Genomic DNA, 19,746 nt, shown 5'->3' with positions numbered 1-19,746 from the left:
CTCGGGATCAGTGGTCTGTCACTGGAGTTCATTCCGGTTTCAGCGATGATCCTGGGCTGACCTGCCATTGAAGTTTCGTCCGGTTGCGATCAGAGCCTCGGCGGTTTTTGATAAGCCATATGGCGCGACGGGAGCAACCGGCGGAAACGTGAAGCTTCCACACCGCGTAGCGTTGGAGCCGGTTGCGGCGATGATCCCGGTATAGTGGGCCGGGGTCTGGTATCCGAGCGACGGGTGCGGCCGGAAATTGTTGTAGTCGTCAGCCCATTCCGCGATGGCGCTGCGGGCATGATCGAGCCCAAAGAACAGGCCCTCGTTGAGCAGCTCGTCGCGCATGCGCCGTTGAAACTCTCGACATAGCCGTTTTGCATCGGTCTTCCCGGCGCGATGTAGCGCCACTCGACCTTGTGATCCTTCGACCAGGCAAGGATGGCATTCGAGTCAGTTCGGTTCCGTTGTCCGAAACAATCATGCCGGGCTTGCCCCCTGCTGTCCGCCGACATTTCCATTCCCGTGTCGGCTGTACCACGGTTTTTGACAGCCGCGTCTGCCGCAGTGCGTACACGCTTTCCAGCGGCTCGGCTCGTTGTCGTCAGCCACATGGGAGATGGCAACGTGCACTTCGGTTCAGCCATCGGGACTGGGGCATTTTCGATGATCCGGCCGGCACGATGCTCGCCATCCGTACCATCGTGAACGAATGTGCGGATGTGCTGGGCGGGAGCTTCAGTGCAGAACACGGTATTGGTCGCGAGTCGATCGATGAATTAAGAACGCGAACCGACCAAACCGGGCACCAGTCAATGCAGCGACTGAAACGCGCATTCGATCCGCACGGCATAAGGAACCCGGGTTGTGTTCTGAGTGAGCAAGATCAAGTCAGCTGATCGCTCGTTCCTATGCAGCCGACACGTGAAGCACCAAAAGGCAGCTCGAGAGGCGACTTCGAATTTCCGTCTGTTTACACAGGTCTTCCAACGCCTACTGTCATTCATTTACGATGAAAAGCGGGTCGCTGGTTCAATTCCAATCAGGACCATGAAATTGTATTCGCGGCCCGCTGTTTTTCTTCGTATCCGGCAGCAACGCTTTTCGACTGCCAATGAACGTGGTCACTGTTTCAATGAGACAACACCAGCGGCAACATCCGGTCGACCTGGAATGACACCACTCTTGGCGTACCATTCGGCAACCGCACCAATCTGCCTCACATCAGCCTCTGAAACGGCCGCGGTCGGAACGGCGTTGTTCTCACCGATCTTGGGGCCGAGATCTGCAGGGATTTTCATCTCCTTGGCCCAGATGGCACCGGCCTCTGCCTTGTTGGCAATGGCCCACGCATTTTCCGACTTGATGACATCGAAAACGAGCTGCAACTGATCGGCCTTGCCCTTGGCGAAATCGCGGCTCGCGACCAGCACCACGGCATTGTCGGACTGGATGGCGGCGCCATCGGCGACGACCTCGCCGTCATACGCCTTTTCCGCGATCGTCAGGAAGGGATCCCAGGTCGCCCAGGCGTCGACATGGCCTTGGGCAAAGCTCGGGCCGCTGTCGCTGGGGCTGAGATAAACGCGCTCGACGCTTTTCGGATCGACGCCGTTGGTTGCGAGCCCCTGCAGCAGCAGGTATTCACCGGTGCCGCCGCGATTGACGGCGACCTTCTTGCCGGCGAGATCCTTGATGGAGGTGATGCCGCCTCCCTTCCTGACGACGATGCCCTCTGAACCGGGCGACATCTTCTGATAGGCGAAGACCACTAGCGGGATCTTGGCTGCAAGGGCTGCGATCGCCGATGTGGAGCTGCCGGCCGTAATGTCGATACTGCCGGCATTGAGAGCCTCGAATGCAGGTGCGGCGGCGGGGAAGGGACCTGCCCATTCCACCTTGATACCCTTTTCGGAGAGCGCCTTTTCCAGCGTGCCACGGGACTTGGCAAGCGTGATGTCGTTGGGGCCGCGCAGCCAACCGATCCGCACGACGTCGTCGGCGGCGTGAACCCAAGGGGCGAAGGTGAGCGCAGCGGCGACGAGCGCCGCAGTGACAAGGAGACTACGTTCGGTGATCATCGATCGGTCCAATCTGCATTCCGTCAAGAGGTTAAGGCAAGCAAAAGTTCAGGCATGGAGCGGTTCGACGCCAAGTTCCGTGAGGAGTTCGGCTTCGAGACGGGCGGTTCTGGGATCGTCGCGACGGCGCGGATGATCGATATCGACGCGGCTCTCCCGGATAAAACGTCCCTGATCGAGAACCAGGATCCGGTCGGCAAGGGCCACTGCCTCCCAAACGTCGTGGGTAACGAGCAGGACAGCCGGGTGATGCTTGCGCCAGAGTTCGAACACGAGGTCGTGCATGCGCAGTCGGGTGAGGGCGTCGAGCGCGGCAAAGGGTTCGTCCAGCAACAGCAGCTCGGGTTCGCGCACCAAGCCCCGCGCGAGCGCGGTGCGTTGCGCCTCGCCGCCGGATAGCGTCAGCGGCCAGGCATCGAGACGGTGCGATAGGCCGACATCTGTCAAAGCCTGTTTGGCCAGCGATCCTGCATCCGGGTTGCGCACACCAAGGGCGACATTTTCGATGACGCTTTTCCAGGGCAGAAGTCGGGGCTCCTGGAAAACCACCGAACGGCGGGTGGGCAGCTTCAGCTTTTGCGCCGGGGCGGTGTCCAGGCCGGCCAGAACACGCAGCAGAGTGGACTTCCCCGAACCGCTGCGGCCGAGCAGGGCCACGAATTCACCGGCTGCTATCGTCAGGTCGAGGCCGTCGAGGACGGCCGGGCCGCCGAACGAGCGGTATAGTTTGCGGATATCAACAAGATTGCTCATGCGATGACCTGCGGGCGCCAGCGCAACGCATAGGCTTCGATCGCGCGCACGAGACCATCGGTCAGCAGACCCATGATCGCGTAGACGAGGAGGCAGACGACGATAACGTCGGTCTGCAGGAAATCGCGGGCATAGGTGATGATATGGCCGATTCCGCTGGAAGCATTGATCTGCTCACCGACGACGAGGCTTAGCCACGCGACGCTCAAGCCATAACGCACACCGACGAGAAGCGAAGGCAGGGCGCCGGGAATGATGATATGGCGGACGATGCCGAGCGTACACAGTTGCATTGTCTGCCCCGCTTCGATCAGCTTCTTGTCTATGCTGCGGATACCGCCATGCAGGGTGAGGTAAATCGGGAAGGTGGCCCCGAAGGCTACAAGCCCGATCTTGGGCGCTTCGCCGATGCCGAACCACAGGATGAATAGCGGTAGAAGCCCGAGGAAGGGCATGGCCTTCATCATCTGGATCGGCGGATCAATGATGGTTTCGCCCAGCCGCGACAGGCCCGAGATCAGGGCAAGTAGGATGCCAAGCACAAGTGCGATCGAAAAGCCGGCGAGCACACGCAGGAAAGAGACGATGAGGCCGCTGATCAACTCGCCCGATGCAATGAGGCGTCCCGCAGTGGAGATTATATCGCCGGGTCCGGCAAGGATGCGCGGCGACAGCAGCCCGGTCGTGCTGGCAAGTTGCCAGAGCGCGACAATGGCAAGCGGCGAGATAAGCCGCCTGACGATGTTGGCTAGCCTGCTGCTGCCGGATCGCTTGGTTGCCGCGCCCTCATCCGTGTTTGTCACGTGGGCAGGGGCAGGGACAGTCGTTCGGTTGTCGCTTGAAGTCATGCAGGCCACCACTGGTGAAAATGATGAACCGGTCCGTGACCGTGGCCGATGGCCAAGTCCTTCCCCGCAACGAGGGCCCGCTGGATATAATGCTTGGCATTCTGCACCGCCTGATCAATCGGTTGCCCCTTGGCCATGCCGGCTGTCACCGCCGCGGCAAGCGTGCAGCCTGTGCCATGGTCGTTCTTCGTATTGATGCGGGGTGTCGCAAACTCCGTCACGCCGGTATGATCGACCAGAAGATCGACGCTATCACCACCGCCGGCATGGCCGCCCTTGATCAGCACTGCAGATGCGCCGGCGCTCAGGATGATTTCCGCCTGACGGACCATCTCGACCTGCGTCTCGGCGATTGGTGTACCGGTCAGGAGGGCTGCTTCCGGCAGGTTGGGTGTCACGATCGCTGCCTTCGGCACAAGTCCGGTGATCAATGCCTCGATCGCATCTTCGCGCAACAACCGGTCCCCCGATGTCGCGACCATCACGGGATCGAGGACGACCGGTCCCTTGTAGATGGCAAGTTCCTGAGCAATCGCAACGATCGTCTCGCTGCGCGATACCATTCCGATCTTGATCGCGTGCACGGTAATGTCGTCAATCACCGCCTTAAACTGTGCACGGATTGCGTCCGGCGAGATATCCTCTACCGCTGTGACGCCAAGAGTATTCTGCGCGGTCACCGCAGTGATCACGCTGGTGGCGTAGACACCGAGCGCCGAGAACGTCTTGATGTCGGCCTGGATGCCGGCACCGCCGCCGCTGTCGGAGCCTGCAATCGTCATGGCAGTTGCTGTCATGACCGGGGTCCCTCCAAGGCGATATCGATCATGCGTCGAAATTCACGGCAAGTGGCGGCGATGTCGGCGGCGCGAAAGATCGCTGAAATGACCGCGACACCATCGGCACCGGCCGCGATCACTTCAGGAACCTGCGGCAAACCGATGCCGGCAATGGCGCCGACAGGAAGGCCGGGATCGGCAGCGCGCAGTTGCGCCCGCAATTGCCGGAAGCCATCCAAGCCGACCGGTGCATCGGGATTGCGCTTCGACAGCGTCTCGAACACGCCGCCGATGCAGGCATAACTGGCATGCGCCTGGCCAACCCTTATCGCATCGGCAGGTGTCTTGACAGTAAGGCCGATGATCGCCGCCGGACCGAGCAGCCGGCGCGCGGTCGCTGCGTCCATGTCGTCTGCACCCAGATGCACACCATGGGCGCCTGCTGCCAATGCAACATCGACGCGATCATTCACCACCAGCGGCACCCCTGTGCCATCGATCGCCGTGCGCACGGCTTTGGCGCGCTTGATCATCTCGCCCGTCGTGCCATTCTTGTCTCGGTACTGAATGAGCGTTGCGCCGTTTTTGGCGGCCAGAACGGCCAGTTCCGCAAGGTCGCCAATATCGGCAAGGCCGGCATCGACGATCGGGTTCAGTCGGTAATCAATCGTCATGGTCTATCCTTGCCCCCTCACGCAGTGCTTCAGGCGCGAGCGCCGAGAGCGTATCCAGAAAAGCCACGCCAAAACTGCCGGGGCCGCGCGCACATGCGGCGGCCTGTTCGGCCGCCAGTCCGGTTGCCGCCAGTGCTGCCGTCGCAGCGGCTAGAGCATCCAGCTCGGCGGCGAGGAAGGCGGCAATTACCCCGCCGGAAAGGCAGCCGGTGCCGGTGACCTGCGCCATCCAGCAATGGCCGTTGCGCACGGTGACGGTACGTCCGCCGTCCGTGATCCGGTCTGTCGCGCCGGTCTCGATGCTGACGATATCTCCGAGGCTTCCGATCAGGGCCATTTCGGCTCTGTTGCCGCGAACCACCTTCGGCCGGCGGGCGATCAGCGTTCTTGCAAACTCCAGTCGGGAAGGGGAATAGTCACAATGGACGGGATCGAGAATCCATGGTTTTCCAGCATCATTGGCGATATCGACCGCTCGTTCGATGACATTGCGACGCTCGGCGTCGAGCGTGCCAAGATTGATGGTCAACACATCCGCCTTCGATACGAAATCGGCGATCTCGTCCGATGAGGACGTCATTGACGGGATTGCGCCGATCACCGTTATGCCGTCAGCGGTGAATTTCTGTACCACCGTATTCATCAGGCAATGCACGCGCGGACGCTTTTCGCGCACACGGTCCAGAAGATCGGCGGCCTGCTCTGCTGTCGGGTATGTCCGTGCCATGGTCACCGAACCTCCAATGCGATGTCTGCGACCGGCGGCGCTTTTTCGATCAGCCCGCTTGTCTGTATGAATTCGCCAAAACGCTGGTATCGACCGCGATCGAGTGCTGCCGGCCGCTTTGCGAAGCGTGGCAGGGTATCGGTGAAGGCCTGACGGTTGAGGGCGTCGTCGAGATTTGGATAGGCTGCCACAAAGAGTTTCCAGGACTCTTCCGGGTGATTTGTCAGGAAAATGGCGGCCTTCTCGACGGCTTCGAGAAAACGCGGTAGGCGCGGATCCGCCACCAGGGCATCACGGGTGACGAAAATAAGTTCGTCATACACGGGGACGCCGTGTTCCTCGGGAAAGAAAGAACGACCTTCATGGCCTTCGAGGCGCATCTGTGTCAGTTCGAAATTGCGGAAGCCGCCAAGCGTGGCATCGACCTTGCCGCCGATCAGCGATGGCGACAGCGCAAAATTGACATTGATCAGCTCGACATCCTCAAGGCTTAGGCCTTCGCCCTCCAGCATGCGTTTCAGCATCGCGTCTTCAAAACCGCTGACGGAAAAGCCGATCTTCTTGCCGCGCAGATCTTTCAGGCTGCGGATCGGGCCATTGGCCAGTACCGTGACGGTGTTAAGCGGTGTTTCGACCAACGTGCCGACGCGTTTGAGCGGCAGGCCGGCTGCGTGGTCGAGATAGAGGTTCGGCTGGTAGTGAATGCCGATATCCGCCTGACCAACCGCGACGAGACGCGGAACCGACGATGGATCGGCTGGCGGCACCAGTTCGACGTCAAGTCCAGCGGCGTCGAAATAGCCGTTTTGCGCGGCGATGACGAGCGGCGCATGATCCGGGTTCACGAACCATTCGAGCATGACGGTCAGCTTGTCAGCGGCATGCGCGCCGTTCGCATGAAAGCTTGTGATAATGGCAATGCCAATTGCCAGCAGGGTTCGTCTCATTGGTTCTCGTCTCTCCTCAGGATGAAAACGGTGTTTTCTGCTCGTCTTCCCGCGCCCAGTGGGGATGTCCCAGCGTGAGCCGATCGAAGGCCAGCCGCAGGCCGATGCTTGTCACGGCGAGAATGGCCATGGCGGCAAAAACGGTATCGGTCTGCATCCGGGCATTGGCTTGGACCATAACGAAGCCCAGCCCGGCCGAAGCCCCAACCCATTCGCCGATGATGGCCCCAAGGGGCGCCAGCGGCACGGCGACGCGCAGGCCCGACACCAGTGCGGGTAAAGCAAGGGGGACCCTCAGCCGAACCAGTACCTGCCACGGGGTTGCAGCCGTCAGCGCCGCCGCCTCCAGAAGCACGGGTTCGGTGCGCCTCAGACCATCGGCAAATGCAGAGGCCACCGGAAAGAAGATGACGACGGTCGTCATCGCCACCTTCGAGGCTACGCCAAAACCCAGCCACAGTACCAGGAGCGGCGCGAGCACGAAAACGGGAAAGGTCTGCAGCACAAGGATCATTGGCCAGAGGAGCCTGCCGGTGCGCGGCAGTGCCACTGAAAGAAATGCCACCGCCGCTCCGAAGACGCTGCCGAAAAACAGGCCCGCTAAAATTTCGCCAAGCGTGATCAGCGTATGATGAGTGAGGAAAGCGCTCTGGCGCACCAGCGCGTGGACGACTGCAAGCGGCGATGGCAACAGATAACGCGGTGGAGCAAACAGCTCCACCGCTGCCGACCAGATCAGCAGCAGCAGAAAAAGCCCCAAGGACGTGGGTCGAAACTGCATGTCAGCGCATCGACGTGGAGCTGTCGAGCCATACGGATCTCGTGGCTTGGAAACCCTTGAAAGCGGTAGGCATGGTTTGATCTCCTGACAGCGATATCATGGAGATCCAGGCGAGCGGAGAATAAGAAAGAGGTGCACGAAAGCGCCGTTTCCGTTCCTACGCCGGTATGACCCGGATCAGGTTCAAGGGTCCGGCTCACCGCCATCTCAGCACCGTTCGGTGCTCCCCTCGGAATGGCGTCAATCTGGACCTCGGACCTGGAGTTGTCAATCACGGAGGTTCGGTCCGTTTGAACACCATAAGGCATAGGACCCTGGACGCTGCGCAATGCGCAAAGGGAGGGTACGCTAGCGTACCCGCGGCGGCGTCCAGTGTGTTTACCACACTCTCTAACTGCTTCTTTACTCAAGTCCTAGAAGGTTCGCCCGCAGGGGGTTCCCAACATGATACGTGATGTCCAAACCGACGCAGGAACTCCATCGGTCCCCCTCATCGGGCCTGGTAATGATGGTGACTATCTGCGGGGGCTGCAGGTCCATGCTGTCGAACAGAATATCAGCCGCGGCCTGATCGCATTTTCTGTTGCTGCCGCCGTCTCGACCCTATTCTTCTACGATTCCTACAGCGCCCAGTCGATCACTTGGTTGGTCCTGGCCCTGATCATGACGGCTGTGCGGATACGCATCGCGCGCCGCGCAGCCGGCCGACCTCCACGGCCCCTGTCGGAAAAACAACTCAGGCCTTACGCGGTTTGGTGCGTAATATCCGCCTCGGTCATGATGAGCTTTCCAAGTTGGATCATCATGGAGGAGGATGGGCTTGCGTTCGCTTTCATGCTGTCCCTTTGTCTGGGAACTTTCTGGTCAGCAAGTTTTGTTCACGCGCCTGTCCTTCGGTCTTCCGCATCTTTCATGACGACGCAGTTGGTCGTCACGGGAATTGCCATGGTGTTGAGGGGTCCTACCCTCGACAACATAATCCTGCTCTGTCTTTTCGTCATCGGCGTTGGCAGCGCTTACGCCCTGATCAAACAGCATTCAAAAACCTTCTCTCAGTCGGTCCTTCAGCAAATCGCTTTGGAAAAGCAGAACGAAGTCATCGGGCTTCTCCTGCGCGATCACGAGGAGCAATCGAGCGACTGGCTTTGGCAGACCGACGAGCTGATCGCCATCATGTCACCATCACCGCAGTTTGCTGCTGCGTTCGGTCGATCTCAGGGCGAAATGGTGTCGCTTCCGCTCGAGGCGCTTTTCCGGAATGCCGAAGGCGCGGTGGCGTCAACAGGCGTTGCGACACTGATCGATCACATCAATGCTGGAAAGTCGTTCCGTGATCATGTCGTATCATTGGTGGTGGATGGCGTGCCTCGATGGTTTTCCGTCTCCGGTAGGGCAGTGACCAACGAGCTCGGTGCAATTGTCGGACACCGAGGCGTGATGTCGGATGTGACTTCCGCCAAGCAAGCAGAGCGACAGATCCGTCACCTCGCGCTGCACGATGGCCTTACTCAACTTCCAAATCGAACCCAGTTCTCGGGGGCGCTTGAAGAGGCGTGTCGCTCGGGCAAGCCGTTCGCGCTACTGAGCATAGACTTGGACGGCTTCAAGCCGATCAACGACACGTACGGCCATCCGATCGGCGATGCCTTTCTCATGCAAATTTCAAAGCAAATCTCGAGCGCTGGCGGATCGAAAGGCTTGGTGGCGCGGATCGGCGGCGATGAGTTCATGGTATTGTCTTTCGATGTCGACCATGAGCGACTGGAAGAAAACTGCCGTTGGATCCTTGGCGCGGTCGCGACACCAGTGGAAATCAAGGGCTTCGAACTCTCGGTCGGCGCCAGTATTGGAATAGCCTTGGCGCCGAACCACGGCGCGACGGCAACAGAGCTTCTCAAGAACGTGGATGCCGCCTTATATAGGGCCAAGCGAGATGGTCGCGGAACGTTCAGGTTTTTCGAACCTGCGATGGATCTCCAGCTTCAAGCACGCAATCGCCTGGCCCACGACCTGCGCCTCGCCACGCACCGAGGGGAGTTACGGCTCCTGTATCAGCCTTTTGTTGATGCGGCTTCAGGGGCGGTCACCGGTTGCGAAGCGCTGGTCAGATGGCATCATCCTAGCCTTGGAGTGATCTCGCCGGTGGAGTTTATACCGCTGGCAGAAGCTACGGGACTGATCGTTTCCGTCGGCGACTGGATACTCCAGGAGGCATGCCGAACTGCCGCATCGTGGCCGGCGAACCGCCGCGTGGCCGTCAATCTGTCTGCCGTTCAGTTTCGCGATCGCGATCTACCCGACCGAATTCTGGCGACCCTGCTTGCGTCAGGCCTGGCGCCGGAACGGCTAGAGGTGGAGGTCACGGAAAGTCTTTTGATCGATGACGTTGCGGCGGCTATCGACATCCTCCGTCGAATCCGGGCGCTCGGCGTTCGGGTTGCGCTTGACGATTTCGGAACGGGCTATTCTTCCCTGGGGTATCTGAGACAGTTCCCGTTCAACAAGATTAAGATCGATCGATCGTTCGTGATGGAGATCGCAAACAGGAATGACTGCAAGGTGATTGTACAAGCTATTCAGGACATTGCCTCGGGTCTAGGCATGAACGTGACGGCGGAAGGCGTCGAAACCGAGGAGCAGGCGACCATCCTCCGTCGCACAGGCTGCGGGGAACTCCAAGGCTACTTGTTCAGCAAGCCTGTTGCAGATCATGATCTAAGACAGTGGGATGGATGGCAGGACGCAGCCTGACAATTGGGAGTGGCGCAATCGATCTCGACGCCTTGATTGCTCCCAAGCCATTCCAGTTAGATGGCAAGGGCGCTACCACGTGCAGCGGTTGCGTATCCCAGCTGTGCTGGTAGGATTATTTTTGGAGTACGCAAAACCCCTTTCCACCGCCGTGTGAAGGCTGTAAGCTTTCACTGTGCTGGCAGCTTTTCAAGGCCTATCCCGTGGACGAGTCTGAATTTCATGATCGCGCGAGGCTGCTAGATGCCTTGGCGAACGAAAAACGTCTGCAAATTTTGCAGATCATCTCCAGTCAAGAGACGGCTGTCGGTGACCTGGCGTTACGGGTGGGGCTGAGCCCTTCAGCGCTTTCGCAGCATCTGGCCAAGCTGTGGGCGGGCGATTTCGTAACGAAACGGCGTGAAGCGCAGTCGATTTACTATTCGACCAAGCACCCCGGCGTATGCGCTATGTTGAAAACATTGGAAGGCCTGTACCGCGACGATGATGCGCATCCTGATGTCTGATACGTCGTTCAGTGGGCGGCCGACAGGCGCATGGAATGCTATTGGAAACGGACGGGTTCGCTATTTCCCAAGGCGGGAATTACAACTCCGACATATCTGACGGTGTCGCCGGTGCGATTGCGAAAACCGCGGCCGTATCCCGTTACGAGCGTGTACTGGCCATGTGAGTTGCAGACACGGTAGGTTTCCTGCTGCGGCCTGTCGGCGACAATACTGTCTCTTATGGTCTTCGCAAGCCGCGATCGATCTTCGACATGAACTCGCTTCAGATAGGCCTCGATCGGTAGCCCATCCGCGGTATCTGCAGGATCGAGACCAAATAAGGCGGCCAGGGCACCATCCGCATATAACGTGTTGTCCGAGATATCCCATGTGAAGAAGCCGATTTCCGGCAACACCGCTTCCTCTACCTCTGCATGAAAGGTCGTGCCGATATTCCTCACCGTTAGCTCCGCGACTGGTTGGAGGCAATATTAGCGCTAAGGGAAAACAACGCAAGTATCTGCGGTAGCAGTCCGGATGGGGAGGATGGAGCCGCGATGCCCGCTCTACGCTCACAGTGTGGAAGTAAGCGAAGGTTCGAGACCAAGGACGCCTAGATCCGTGAGCTGACATCCCGCGGGATTGTGCTTCTCACTGCAAAGCAGTCTGAAGAACTCGGCTTGTCGACCATGGGTTTGCCGCAGCAGTAGGTTGCACAGCGTGGCTATTAGGTGGCGGCACCAGATGTCGCAGCCTGAGGCGATAAGTATCTTTCACCGGCCCGATCCCGCCCACGACCTTGATCTTGAGTGACCGTCGCAATCCATTGCGACGGTCGTCTGCTCCTGAACTTCAGCTCCTGACGAAGGCCAGCAGGTCCGCGTTCAGCACGTCGGCGTTGACGGTGAGCATGCCGTGCGAGAAACCCGGATAGGTTTTCAGCGTGCCGTTCCTGAGGAGCTTGATGGACTTGTGTGCGGAATCGGCGATCGGAACGATCTGGTCGTCTTCGCCGTGCAGCACCAGGGTGGGAACGCTGATCGCCTTCAGGTCTTCCGTCTGGTCGGTTTCGGAAAAGGCCTTGATACCGTCATAATGAGCCTTGGCGCCGCCCATCATGCCCTGACGCCACCAGTTCTGGATCACGCCTTCGGACACCGTGGCGCCGTCACGGTTGAAACCGTAGAACGGACCGGCCGGAACATCGCGGAAGAATTGCGCGCGGTTGGCGGCGAGCGCCGAGCGGAAGCCATCGAACACTTCCATCGGCAGGCCTTCCGGGTTCGCTTCGGTCTTCAGCATCAGTGGCGGAACGGCGGAGACGAGAACAGCCTTGGCGACGCGGCCGGCAGGCTGACCATGCTTTGCGACATAACGGGCGACTTCGCCGCCACCCGTGGAGTGCCCGATATGAACGGCATTCTTGAGGTCGAGATGTTCGGCGACTGCAAACGCATCGGCGGCGTAATGATCCATGTCATGACCTTCCGCCACCTGGGCCGAGCGACCATGGCCGCGGCGGTCATGGGCGACGACGCGATAGCCGTTCTGCAGGAAGAACAGCATCTGAGCGTCCCAATCGTCCGACGACAACGGCCAGCCGTGGTGAAAGACGATCGGCTGCGCGTCTTTCGGACCCCAGTCCTTGTAGAAGATTTCGACGCCGTCCTTGGTGGTGACATAGGCCATGGTTCTGTCTCCTTTGGTGAAATGCTTGGGGGATGCAGCAAATGCTGCCGATCCGAACACGGTCGGGAGGTTTGCGCAAACTGCGGCGGCGGCTCCGCTGAGCAGTGCGGTGCGCCGGGTCAGGTGCAGAAGAGTTTCAGTCATTTTCGAGCCCTGCGATCTGAGCCTTACGGTTTGCAAAGCTCGGGTGCCGCAGTGTTATGTTGATCGCCGCAATTTATTTCTTGGATCCAGCGAATGCGTTTTGGATGTTACAAACGTAGAATCGCAGGCATATGTGCTAACGCAAAGCCCGGCGCCATTGGGCGGGCGTCATGCCGACCTTAGCGACGAACATCCGGGTCAAATGGGCCTGGTCACAAAAACCGCAGAGAAAAGCGACTTCGGTGATCGCGATATCGGTCGATCGGAGAAGCTCTTTGGCTCTTTCTACCCGTTTCAGGATCACCCAGCGATAAGGCGGATGGCCCGTCGATAGCCTGAATGCTCTTGTGAAGTATCCCTGGGACAGGCCGCAGGCTGCGGCAACGGTAGCCAGGGGTAGATCGGCAGCAAGATCGGCTTCCAGCATCTCCAACGCGCGCTTCCTTTGCCAGGGGGCGAGGGCGCCTTGGACCGGCCTTCGTATGCTCGTATTGCCATAGGTCGCGCACAGGTGGAACGTGAGAAGAGCGGCCACGTGGTCCTGGAACAGGCGCGTCGCATGGTGGGGATCGCTCAGAACCGGGAGGCAGACGCGCACCAGTCCCCGAACGATATCATCCTCGATATCCTGGCCGGGAACTGCGTGCAGTGTGTCGATATGCTTGCCGCCAAGGTCCTCCTCGAATGCTGTCAACGCAGCGCGAGGGATGTGAAAACCGAGACCATCAAACGACGACCTCATATCCGCCAGCCACATCCGCCGGTGGTCATAGATGGTGAAATTGCCGCTCCTTGAGCGCTTGGTCTGCACTCTCCTGCCATCGACCCAAAGATCGCCATCGTAATCAAGAAGATTGAAGGCGAGAAAAAACGCGTCTTCATGGACCGGCGGATCAATGACTCCATGCCCGGGCGTCATACAGGACAGCCTTGCCATCGAAATTTCCGATTTGCCGAACACGGGAGCGATCACGACATCCTGTTGTCTGGCGCGAAAATACTCCATGCTTTGATTGCTCACGGGCACAGTGGTCACAAAATCAGCTTTCTGTTCGACGTGATAAGTGGCGAAGGCGATCGATTCATATCATTCGCATCGCGCAGGGAAAGTGCCGATTTTACGGATCAACGTCCGGGCTGGGGTGCGGCATCGTCATTCGGCAACTGCCGTAACCGAAAATTGGATGGGCAGAAATACGTTCTCAGCTTGCGGTGTCAAAGCGGCGGCAAATCCGCTCGCTAAAAGTGGGCTCGAGTAAACCTTGGGAAAGAATGACGGACCGGGCAACCGGCGATTCTTACGTCCCAAACGTACATCGATGACGCAGCTTTGTTGGAGGTCGATCCACCAGAAAAGCTGTTTGCGGCGAGCCGGGTGCTCTATCCATCATTCTTTGGGGAACCGTTCGCTGACTTGCGAGTTTAACTCCGAATGAACAAGCGCGAATGGACATTCGCGCACGTGCGGGGTGCTGACATAGATGACGGATGAGCGATTGACCGACCTCTGTCGGCCAACCCGAAATAGGCGATTTCCGATACCGCTTTGTCCGATTGCACTCGTCCTTTCTACCTGTCTCCTCAGTTCCTGCTCCGGCAGCCATTCCACGCTTGATCCTGCAGGGCCAGAAGCGGCCAAGGTCGCTCAGTTGTTTTACGTCATGCTGGTCGGCGGCGCGTTTATCTGGGTCGGGGTGGTCGCGGTCCTGATTTATGCCGCTCGCAAAAAGCATCAGCATAGTGAACAGGGCGCGGGTCGCGTCATCCTGTGGGGCGGCGCGATCATTCCGACGGTTATCCTCTGTGCACTTCTTTCCTATGGCATGTGGCTGATGCCGGCGATCCGTCCATGGGTGCCTGATGATCAGCAGGTGCGCCGTATCGAAGTGACCGGCGAACAGTTCTGGTGGCGGGTGCGCTATCTTGATGAAGCAGGCAGCGTGATGTTCGAGACGGCAAACGAGGTGCGTATTCCCGTCGGCGAACCGGCGCATTTCTCGCTCAAGGCAGCAGACGTTATTCATTCCTTCTGGGTGCCGTCACTCGGTGGCAAGATGGACATGATCCCCGGCCGCACCAATCCCTTGACGCTTACGGCCGACAGGGAAGGGACCTATCGCGGTGTCTGCGCCGAATTCTGCGGCGAGTCCCACGCGCTGATGGCTTTCACCGTCCGTGCGGTCGCGCCCGCGGAACATGAAGCCTGGCTTGCCGAGCGGCGTGCTTCCGCTCCGCAGGATGCCGAAGGGCTGGCCGTCTTTCTCAACAATGGCTGTGGCGCCTGTCACGCGATTTCCGGCACGGCCGCCAATGGCCGCATCGGCCCGGACCTGACAGCTTTCGGTGAGCGCGACACGCTGGCTGCCGGCACCTTGCCGCATACAACGGAAGATATTGCGCGCTTCATCGCTCAGCCCGGTGAGGTCAAGCCCGGGGTGAAGATGCCGCATTTCGACATGCTTCCCGAAAATGACATCAAGAAAATTGCAGCATTTCTGAAGGAGCTCAGGTGATGGTGGAGCTCGGCAATTTTTCGGCTGAGGAGCAGGCAGCGCAGGAAGAGCGTTTGCGCAAGGTTTGGAAGACGCCGGGCGGCTGGCGTTACTGGACCTCGGTCAACAATAGCGAGATCGGCCTGTGGTACGGGGTCACCGCCTTTGCCTTCATGCTGTTTGCTGGCGCGCTCGGGCTTCTCATGCGGGCCCAGCTCGCCACCCCCAACAACGACCTCATCTCTGCCGAACTCTACAATCAGGCCTTTACGCTGCATGGCACGGTGATGATGTTCCTGTTTGCCGTGCCGATCTTCGAGGCCGTGGCCATCTTTCTGCTGCCCTCGATGCTTGGCGCACGCGAACTGCCCTTTCCGCGTCTTTCCGCCTTCGGTTTCTGGAGCTTTCTGCTCGGCGGCATCTTTGTCTGCGGCTCGATTTTCTTCAACGCTGCACCCAATGCCGGCTGGTTCATGTATCCGCCGCTTGCCACCGACAAGGAATATGCCGGCATTGGTGCCGATATCTGGCTGCTCGGCCTTTCCTTCATCGAGGTGGCGTCGATCGCAGCTGCCGTCGAGATCATCGTTGGTATCATGAAATGCCGCGCGCCGGGCATGCGCATCAACATGATGCCCATGTTCGCCTGGTATCTGCTGATCGTTGCCGGGATGATCCTGTTCGCCTTCCCGCCGCTGATCGCCGGCGACATCCTGTTCGAAATGGAGCGGATGTTCGACTGGCCGTTCTTCGACGTCTCGCGCGGCGGCGATCCGCTTCTGTGGCAGCACCTGTTCTGGATTTTTGGCCACCCCGAAGTCTACATCATCTTCCTGCCCGCCATCGCCCTGATGGCGATGATTGTGCCGACCTTCTCGCAACGGCCGATCGTCGGTTATTCATGGATCGTGCTGGCGGCGGTCGGAACCGGCTTTCTCAGTTTCGGCCTGTGGGTGCACCACATGTTCACAACCGGCCTGCCGCAGATTTCGCTCGCCTTCTTCTCCGCCGCATCGGAAGCGGTGGCGATCCCGACCGGCGTGCAGATCTTTGTTTTTATCGCGACAATGCTGGCGGGTCGTGTCATCTTTTCGGTGCCAATGCTGTTCGGGGCAGGCGGCCTGGCAATCTTCACCATCGGTGGGCTGACCGGCGTCATGGTGGCGCTCGCCCCCTTCGACTGGCAGGCCCATGATACCTATTTCATCGTCGCCCACCTGCATTACGTGCTGATCGGCGGCATGTTCTTCCCGATCGTGGCGGGCATCTATTATTATTTCCCTTTCGTGACCGGAAAGAAGCTTTCCGATGCCTGGGGCAAGCTTGCCTTCTGGCTGATGTTTGTCGGCTTCAACGTCGCATTCTTCCCCATGCATTTTTCCGGTCTTCGCGGCATGCCCCGCCGTGTCTTTACCTACCCCGAAGAGTTCGGCTGGGACCTGTTCAATCTCGTCTCGACGATTGGTGCCTTCATCTTCGCGGCCGGTGTTTTGACCTTCGTCATCGATATTTTCCGGCCGAAACCCAAGTCTGAGACGCGCAACCTCAATCCCTGGAATGCCGGCACGCTGGAATGGACCAACGATCCGGACGAGAGCTGGGGCATGCGCTCGGTGCCGATCATCACCAGCCGCTACCCGCTTTGGGAACAGGAGAACCTGCAGGCGGATATCAAGGCGGGACGCTTTTATCTCCCGGATGCCAAATCCGGCAAACGCGAGACATTGGTCACATCGGTGCTCGATGCCGAACCGATCCAGTGCCTCCGGGTCGGCGGCGTCTCCTATATTCCGATGATCTCGGCGCTGGCGCTCGGCGGCGTGTTCATTGCGCTGACATTCCATTGGTGGGTACCGACGATCATCTGCGCCGTCATCACCTTCATCGCCATCATCTGGTGGCTATGGACCGGCACGGCACAGAAACCCGAAGCGGACGAGGTCGATGTCGGCCTCGGGCAGATGCTGCCCGTCTATGTCTCTGGGCCGGCTTCGGTCGGCTGGTGGGCCATGTTCATCACCATGGTTGGTGATGGGACCGCCTTTGCCAGCCTGATCTTCGGCTATTTCTTCTACTGGACGGTACATGACGATTTTACCGCCGGTGCCACAGGTCCGGGTGCGTTCTGGCCGATGGTCGCGCTCGTCCTCTTCGTCATCGCATGGCTTTCGACCATCGCGGCGCGCACGCTGAATGAAAGAGGACCGGCCAGATGTCGCATCGCGCTCGGCGCCGGCATTCTCTTCACCGTCGCCGCCTGCCTCGCAGGGCTTGCGGGACCTTACGTCCATGGCATGGATCCTACCTCGAATGTCTACCCCGCCACAGTCTGGGTGATCGCGCTATGGACGGTCGTTCACGGTGCGGTGGGCATTGTCATGCTGGCCTATTGTCTGGCCCGCAGTTTCGCCGGTCGCATGACGGCGGATTATGATCAGGATATCCGCAACGTCACGCTCTACTGGCATTTCATGGCCTTCACGGCCGTCGTCACCTTCGCCGTCCTCGGCCTTTTCCCGATGGTGAGCGCATGAAGAGCTTTATCCCGCGCGAGGTGGAGAGCCTCTGGACCCTCTTCACCGCTCCGACCGTATGGGCGATCCATTTTGTCGGCTGTTACACGGCCGTCGCCGTCTATTGCGCCAAGGCCGCCACGTTCGATTTCAGCTTCGACACGGTGCGGCTGGCGCTGGGCGGCTTCACCATCGTCGCGCTTGCCGTTATCGTGCTCTCGGCTTACCTCGCATGGCGGCAATGGGGTTTCGGTTCCGGCGATCCGCCCCATGATGAGCCGACGCGCAAGGACCGCACCCTTTTCCAGGGCTTTGCAACGCTTCTTCTGTCCGGCCTCAGCTTCGTCGCCGTCGTTTACGTCGCGATCCCGCTGATCTTCATTGCGGAGTGCCAGCGATGAAGCGAACGACAGTCTTCGTTGCCTTGATCGTGCTCGCAATCTTGTGGGGCGTCGTGCTGCCCTTCGCGGACCGGTCTTCCTTCACCATTCATATGATCGTCCATATGGGTGTCGTGGCCTGTGCCGCGCCATTGCTGGCCGTCGGCCTGTCGGGCTCGCGTTTCGACCTTCCGGCACGATGGCCATGGTTCTCGCCGATCTTGGCCTCCATCATCGAACTCGTTGCGGTCTGGGCGTGGCATATTCCGGTCTTGCGGGCGCTTTCGGAAAATTCCGGGCTTGTGGCCGGGCTTGAGCAGATAACCTTTCTCTTGGCCGGCCTGACCCTCTGGCTGTCCTGTCTCGGCGGACTTGAAGCGGGCAGGGAGGGGCGGCGCATGGCCGGGGCCGTCGGCCTGCTGTTCACTTCCATGCATATGACGCTTCTCGGGGCGCTGCTCGCCCTGTCGCCACGCGCGCTTTACGGTTCCGCCGAGGTGACCTGTTTCGGCATTCCGCTCAGCCCGGTCGTCGATCAGCAGGCCGGTGGCGTCATCATGCTGCTGGTGGGAGCGGCGGTTTACCTGGCCGGTGGCGTTTCACTGCTGGCCACGACGCTCAATACCGGCCTCTCCGCAGTGTCGAGAAGGAGAGGCGAATGACCATCCGCTGGAAGCACCTCATCGTAGTCGCTATCCTGGCGCCGCTTCTTGGCCTCGCATTCGGCTGGTCCGGTCTGATGGGCGTGCGCGCGTCCACCGGTCACTGGGCGATTACCGACTGGTTCCTGCATTGGGTGATGCGCAATTCCGTTTCCTTGCGCGCAATTGCGACCGATAAAGCGCCGCCGCTCACCGACCCCGCCCTGATACCGGCGGCCGCCGGCCATTTTGAAACCGGCTGCGCCATCTGTCATGGCTCGCCCGCACAAGGGCGACCGGATTCGGTGATGGCCATGTTGCCGCCGCCGCCTGACCTCAAGACGGTTGTGCCTGAATGGTCCGACGGCGAACTGTTCGAAATCGTCAAGCACGGCGTGCGTTTCACCGGCATGCCGGCTTGGCCGACACAGTCACGCGACGATGAAGTATGGTCGATGGTCGCTTTTCTCAAAAAGCTGCCAGAGATGAATGCCGAGGACTATATCAAGGCGTCCGGTCTGCAGGGCATTGGCCATGCCGGCGAAGTGTCGCCCCTGCCGGTCACCTGCGATAGCTGCCACGCGGAAAGCAAGCTGAATGACGGGAGCTATATTCCCAGGCTTGCGGGCCAGTCGAAAACCTATCTTCTAAATGCCCTGAAGGCATATACCGCCAATGAGCGGCCAAGCGGCATCATGCAGGTGGCAGTCGGCACATTGCCTACGCAGAGCCTGCCGGAACTCGCAGCCTATTACGCCGGCCAAGCACCAGCCACTCGACAGACTACGGCTCAAGACACCGCGCTGATGGAAAAAGGTAAGATGCTGGCCGAGGTCGGGCGGGTTACGGACAAGGTGCCGGCCTGCCTCAGTTGCCACGACAAGGCCGGCGCCAATCCGGCCTATCCAAAACTATCCGGCCAGAATTCTGCCTATCTGCGCCAGCAACTCACGTTGTTTCAAGCCGGAACCCGGGGTGGTTCACCCTATGGGCACCTGATGGTCGATGCGGCAAAGGGTTTGACACCGGATGATATCGATGCGCTATCGGCCTATTTCAGCCGGAGATAG

General features: G+C 59.7%; 20 protein-coding genes, 1 pseudogene and 1 riboswitch. Of the genes and pseudogenes, 9 read left to right on the top strand and 12 right to left on the bottom strand.

The genetic code is table 11. From position 1 onward, the window contains the following. Nucleotides 1–39: 39 nt before the first annotated feature. Nucleotides 40–484: pseudogene (locus ACQKKX_RS08180) on the bottom strand (transposase family protein); the annotation flags it as partial. Between the two features lie 2 nt (nucleotides 485–486). Here ACQKKX_RS08180 and ACQKKX_RS08175 point away from each other — a divergent pair. Next, nucleotides 487–696, top strand: a complete 210-nt coding sequence (locus tag ACQKKX_RS08175) for an FAD-linked oxidase C-terminal domain-containing protein (protein ID WP_427570127.1) — start codon at nucleotides 487–489, stop codon at nucleotides 694–696. Next, the gene (locus tag ACQKKX_RS08170) at nucleotides 672–887 is read left to right on the top strand and encodes an FAD-linked oxidase C-terminal domain-containing protein (protein ID WP_427570059.1); all 216 of its coding nucleotides are present in this window, start codon (nucleotides 672–674) and stop codon (nucleotides 885–887) included. Before ACQKKX_RS08175 ends, ACQKKX_RS08170 begins: the two co-directional genes overlap by 25 nt. Nucleotides 888–1,112: 225 nt before the next feature. Here ACQKKX_RS08170 and ACQKKX_RS08165 read toward each other — a convergent pair whose 3' ends face one another. The 8 genes from ACQKKX_RS08165 to ACQKKX_RS08130 are packed head-to-tail and all read right to left on the bottom strand — an operon-like array spanning nucleotide 1,113 to nucleotide 7,578. Continuing rightward, entirely contained in the window at nucleotides 1,113–2,069 is a 957-nt protein-coding gene (locus tag ACQKKX_RS08165) for an aliphatic sulfonate ABC transporter substrate-binding protein (RefSeq protein ID WP_427570058.1), read from the bottom strand. 48 nt (nucleotides 2,070–2,117) lie between these two features. Continuing rightward, nucleotides 2,118–2,822: an ABC transporter ATP-binding protein gene (locus ACQKKX_RS08160; protein ID WP_427570057.1), complete on the bottom strand. Its 705-nt coding sequence runs from the start codon at nucleotides 2,820–2,822 to the stop codon at nucleotides 2,118–2,120. Next, entirely contained in the window at nucleotides 2,819–3,670 is an 852-nt protein-coding gene (locus ACQKKX_RS08155) for an ABC transporter permease (RefSeq protein WP_427570056.1), read from the bottom strand. The genes ACQKKX_RS08160 and ACQKKX_RS08155 overlap by 4 nt, the downstream gene beginning before the upstream one ends. Next, nucleotides 3,667–4,467, bottom strand: a complete 801-nt coding sequence (thiD, locus tag ACQKKX_RS08150; protein WP_427570055.1) for a bifunctional hydroxymethylpyrimidine kinase/phosphomethylpyrimidine kinase — start codon at nucleotides 4,465–4,467, stop codon at nucleotides 3,667–3,669. The genes ACQKKX_RS08155 and thiD overlap by 4 nt, the downstream gene beginning before the upstream one ends. Next, nucleotides 4,464–5,123 (bottom strand): thiamine phosphate synthase, encoded by a 660-nt coding sequence (thiE, locus tag ACQKKX_RS08145; protein ID WP_427570054.1) that lies wholly within the window; start codon nucleotides 5,121–5,123, stop codon nucleotides 4,464–4,466. The genes thiD and thiE overlap by 4 nt, the downstream gene beginning before the upstream one ends. Continuing rightward, nucleotides 5,113–5,850: a hydroxyethylthiazole kinase gene (locus tag ACQKKX_RS08140; protein WP_427570053.1), complete on the bottom strand. Its 738-nt coding sequence runs from the start codon at nucleotides 5,848–5,850 to the stop codon at nucleotides 5,113–5,115. The genes thiE and ACQKKX_RS08140 overlap by 11 nt, the downstream gene beginning before the upstream one ends. Before the next feature lie 2 nt (nucleotides 5,851–5,852). After that, nucleotides 5,853–6,797, bottom strand: a complete 945-nt coding sequence (locus ACQKKX_RS08135; protein ID WP_427570051.1) for an ABC transporter substrate-binding protein — start codon at nucleotides 6,795–6,797, stop codon at nucleotides 5,853–5,855. A gap of 16 nt (nucleotides 6,798–6,813) precedes the next feature. Next, nucleotides 6,814–7,578 (bottom strand): ABC transporter permease, encoded by a 765-nt coding sequence (locus ACQKKX_RS08130; protein ID WP_427570050.1) that lies wholly within the window; start codon nucleotides 7,576–7,578, stop codon nucleotides 6,814–6,816. A gap of 137 nt (nucleotides 7,579–7,715) precedes the next feature. Beyond that, nucleotides 7,716–7,818, bottom strand: a riboswitch (TPP riboswitch). A gap of 204 nt (nucleotides 7,819–8,022) precedes the next feature. Here ACQKKX_RS08130 and ACQKKX_RS08125 point away from each other — a divergent pair. Both ACQKKX_RS08125 and ACQKKX_RS08120 read left to right on the top strand, forming a co-directional pair. After that, entirely contained in the window at nucleotides 8,023–10,329 is a 2,307-nt protein-coding gene (locus ACQKKX_RS08125) for a putative bifunctional diguanylate cyclase/phosphodiesterase (protein WP_427570049.1), read from the top strand. A 203-nt stretch (nucleotides 10,330–10,532) separates the two neighbouring features. Further along, entirely contained in the window at nucleotides 10,533–10,835 is a 303-nt protein-coding gene (locus tag ACQKKX_RS08120; RefSeq protein WP_427570048.1) for an ArsR/SmtB family transcription factor, read from the top strand. 38 nt (nucleotides 10,836–10,873) lie between these two features. Here ACQKKX_RS08120 and ACQKKX_RS08115 read toward each other — a convergent pair whose 3' ends face one another. The 3 genes from ACQKKX_RS08115 to ACQKKX_RS08105 form a co-directional block, all read right to left on the bottom strand. Then, nucleotides 10,874–11,278: a PAS domain-containing protein gene (locus ACQKKX_RS08115; RefSeq protein WP_427570047.1), complete on the bottom strand. Its 405-nt coding sequence runs from the start codon at nucleotides 11,276–11,278 to the stop codon at nucleotides 10,874–10,876. 391 nt (nucleotides 11,279–11,669) lie between these two features. Further along, complete coding sequence (locus tag ACQKKX_RS08110) at nucleotides 11,670–12,506, bottom strand: alpha/beta fold hydrolase (protein ID WP_427570125.1); 837 nt, start codon at nucleotides 12,504–12,506, stop codon at nucleotides 11,670–11,672. 280 nt (nucleotides 12,507–12,786) lie between these two features. Next, entirely contained in the window at nucleotides 12,787–13,656 is an 870-nt protein-coding gene (locus ACQKKX_RS08105; protein ID WP_427570046.1) for a helix-turn-helix domain-containing protein, read from the bottom strand. A gap of 475 nt (nucleotides 13,657–14,131) precedes the next feature. Between ACQKKX_RS08105 and coxB the strand changes: the two genes are divergently transcribed. Genes coxB through ACQKKX_RS08080 form a run of 5 tightly spaced genes read left to right on the top strand, consistent with a single transcriptional unit; the run spans nucleotide 14,132 to nucleotide 19,746 of the window. Then, nucleotides 14,132–15,163, top strand: a complete 1,032-nt coding sequence (gene coxB / locus ACQKKX_RS08100; protein ID WP_427570045.1) for a cytochrome c oxidase subunit II — start codon at nucleotides 14,132–14,134, stop codon at nucleotides 15,161–15,163. Next, complete coding sequence (ctaD, locus tag ACQKKX_RS08095; protein WP_427570043.1) at nucleotides 15,163–17,676, top strand: cytochrome c oxidase subunit I; 2,514 nt, start codon at nucleotides 15,163–15,165, stop codon at nucleotides 17,674–17,676. The genes coxB and ctaD overlap by 1 nt, the downstream gene beginning before the upstream one ends. After that, on the top strand, nucleotides 17,673–18,056 hold the full coding sequence (locus ACQKKX_RS08090; RefSeq protein ID WP_427570042.1) for a hypothetical protein: 384 nt from the start codon (nucleotides 17,673–17,675) through the stop codon (nucleotides 18,054–18,056). Before ctaD ends, ACQKKX_RS08090 begins: the two co-directional genes overlap by 4 nt. After that, on the top strand, nucleotides 18,053–18,697 hold the full coding sequence (locus ACQKKX_RS08085) for a cytochrome c oxidase assembly protein (RefSeq protein WP_427570040.1): 645 nt from the start codon (nucleotides 18,053–18,055) through the stop codon (nucleotides 18,695–18,697). Before ACQKKX_RS08090 ends, ACQKKX_RS08085 begins: the two co-directional genes overlap by 4 nt. Then, on the top strand, nucleotides 18,694–19,746 hold the full coding sequence (locus tag ACQKKX_RS08080) for a c-type cytochrome (RefSeq protein WP_427570039.1): 1,053 nt from the start codon (nucleotides 18,694–18,696) through the stop codon (nucleotides 19,744–19,746). The genes ACQKKX_RS08085 and ACQKKX_RS08080 overlap by 4 nt, the downstream gene beginning before the upstream one ends.

The organism is Neorhizobium sp. NPDC001467, assembly GCF_050275975.1.
Lineage (GTDB): Bacteria > Pseudomonadota > Alphaproteobacteria > Rhizobiales > Rhizobiaceae > Neorhizobium.
This window is presented reverse-complemented; position numbering and strand designations above follow the sequence as displayed.

Coding starts and splice junctions, on each gene's coding strand:
- ACQKKX_RS08170 (WP_427570059.1), top strand. CDS start 672: ATGCTCGCCATCCGTACCATCGTGAACGAATGTGCGGATGTGCTGGGC.
- ACQKKX_RS08165 (WP_427570058.1), bottom strand. CDS start 2,069: ATGATCACCGAACGTAGTCTCCTTGTCACTGCGGCGCTCGTCGCCGCT.
- ACQKKX_RS08160 (WP_427570057.1), bottom strand. CDS start 2,822: ATGAGCAATCTTGTTGATATCCGCAAACTATACCGCTCGTTCGGCGGC.
- ACQKKX_RS08155 (WP_427570056.1), bottom strand. CDS start 3,670: ATGACTTCAAGCGACAACCGAACGACTGTCCCTGCCCCTGCCCACGTG.
- thiD (WP_427570055.1), bottom strand. CDS start 4,467: ATGACAGCAACTGCCATGACGATTGCAGGCTCCGACAGCGGCGGCGGT.
- thiE (WP_427570054.1), bottom strand. CDS start 5,123: ATGACGATTGATTACCGACTGAACCCGATCGTCGATGCCGGCCTTGCC.
- ACQKKX_RS08140 (WP_427570053.1), bottom strand. CDS start 5,850: ATGGCACGGACATACCCGACAGCAGAGCAGGCCGCCGATCTTCTGGAC.
- ACQKKX_RS08135 (WP_427570051.1), bottom strand. CDS start 6,797: ATGAGACGAACCCTGCTGGCAATTGGCATTGCCATTATCACAAGCTTT.
- ACQKKX_RS08130 (WP_427570050.1), bottom strand. CDS start 7,578: ATGCAGTTTCGACCCACGTCCTTGGGGCTTTTTCTGCTGCTGCTGATC.
- ACQKKX_RS08125 (WP_427570049.1), top strand. CDS start 8,023: ATGATACGTGATGTCCAAACCGACGCAGGAACTCCATCGGTCCCCCTC.
- ACQKKX_RS08110 (WP_427570125.1), bottom strand. CDS start 12,506: ATGGCCTATGTCACCACCAAGGACGGCGTCGAAATCTTCTACAAGGAC.
- ACQKKX_RS08105 (WP_427570046.1), bottom strand. CDS start 13,656: ATGGAGTATTTTCGCGCCAGACAACAGGATGTCGTGATCGCTCCCGTG.
- coxB (WP_427570045.1), top strand. CDS start 14,132: ATGACGGATGAGCGATTGACCGACCTCTGTCGGCCAACCCGAAATAGG.
- ctaD (WP_427570043.1), top strand. CDS start 15,163: ATGGTGGAGCTCGGCAATTTTTCGGCTGAGGAGCAGGCAGCGCAGGAA.
- ACQKKX_RS08090 (WP_427570042.1), top strand. CDS start 17,673: ATGAAGAGCTTTATCCCGCGCGAGGTGGAGAGCCTCTGGACCCTCTTC.
- ACQKKX_RS08085 (WP_427570040.1), top strand. CDS start 18,053: ATGAAGCGAACGACAGTCTTCGTTGCCTTGATCGTGCTCGCAATCTTG.
- ACQKKX_RS08080 (WP_427570039.1), top strand. CDS start 18,694: ATGACCATCCGCTGGAAGCACCTCATCGTAGTCGCTATCCTGGCGCCG.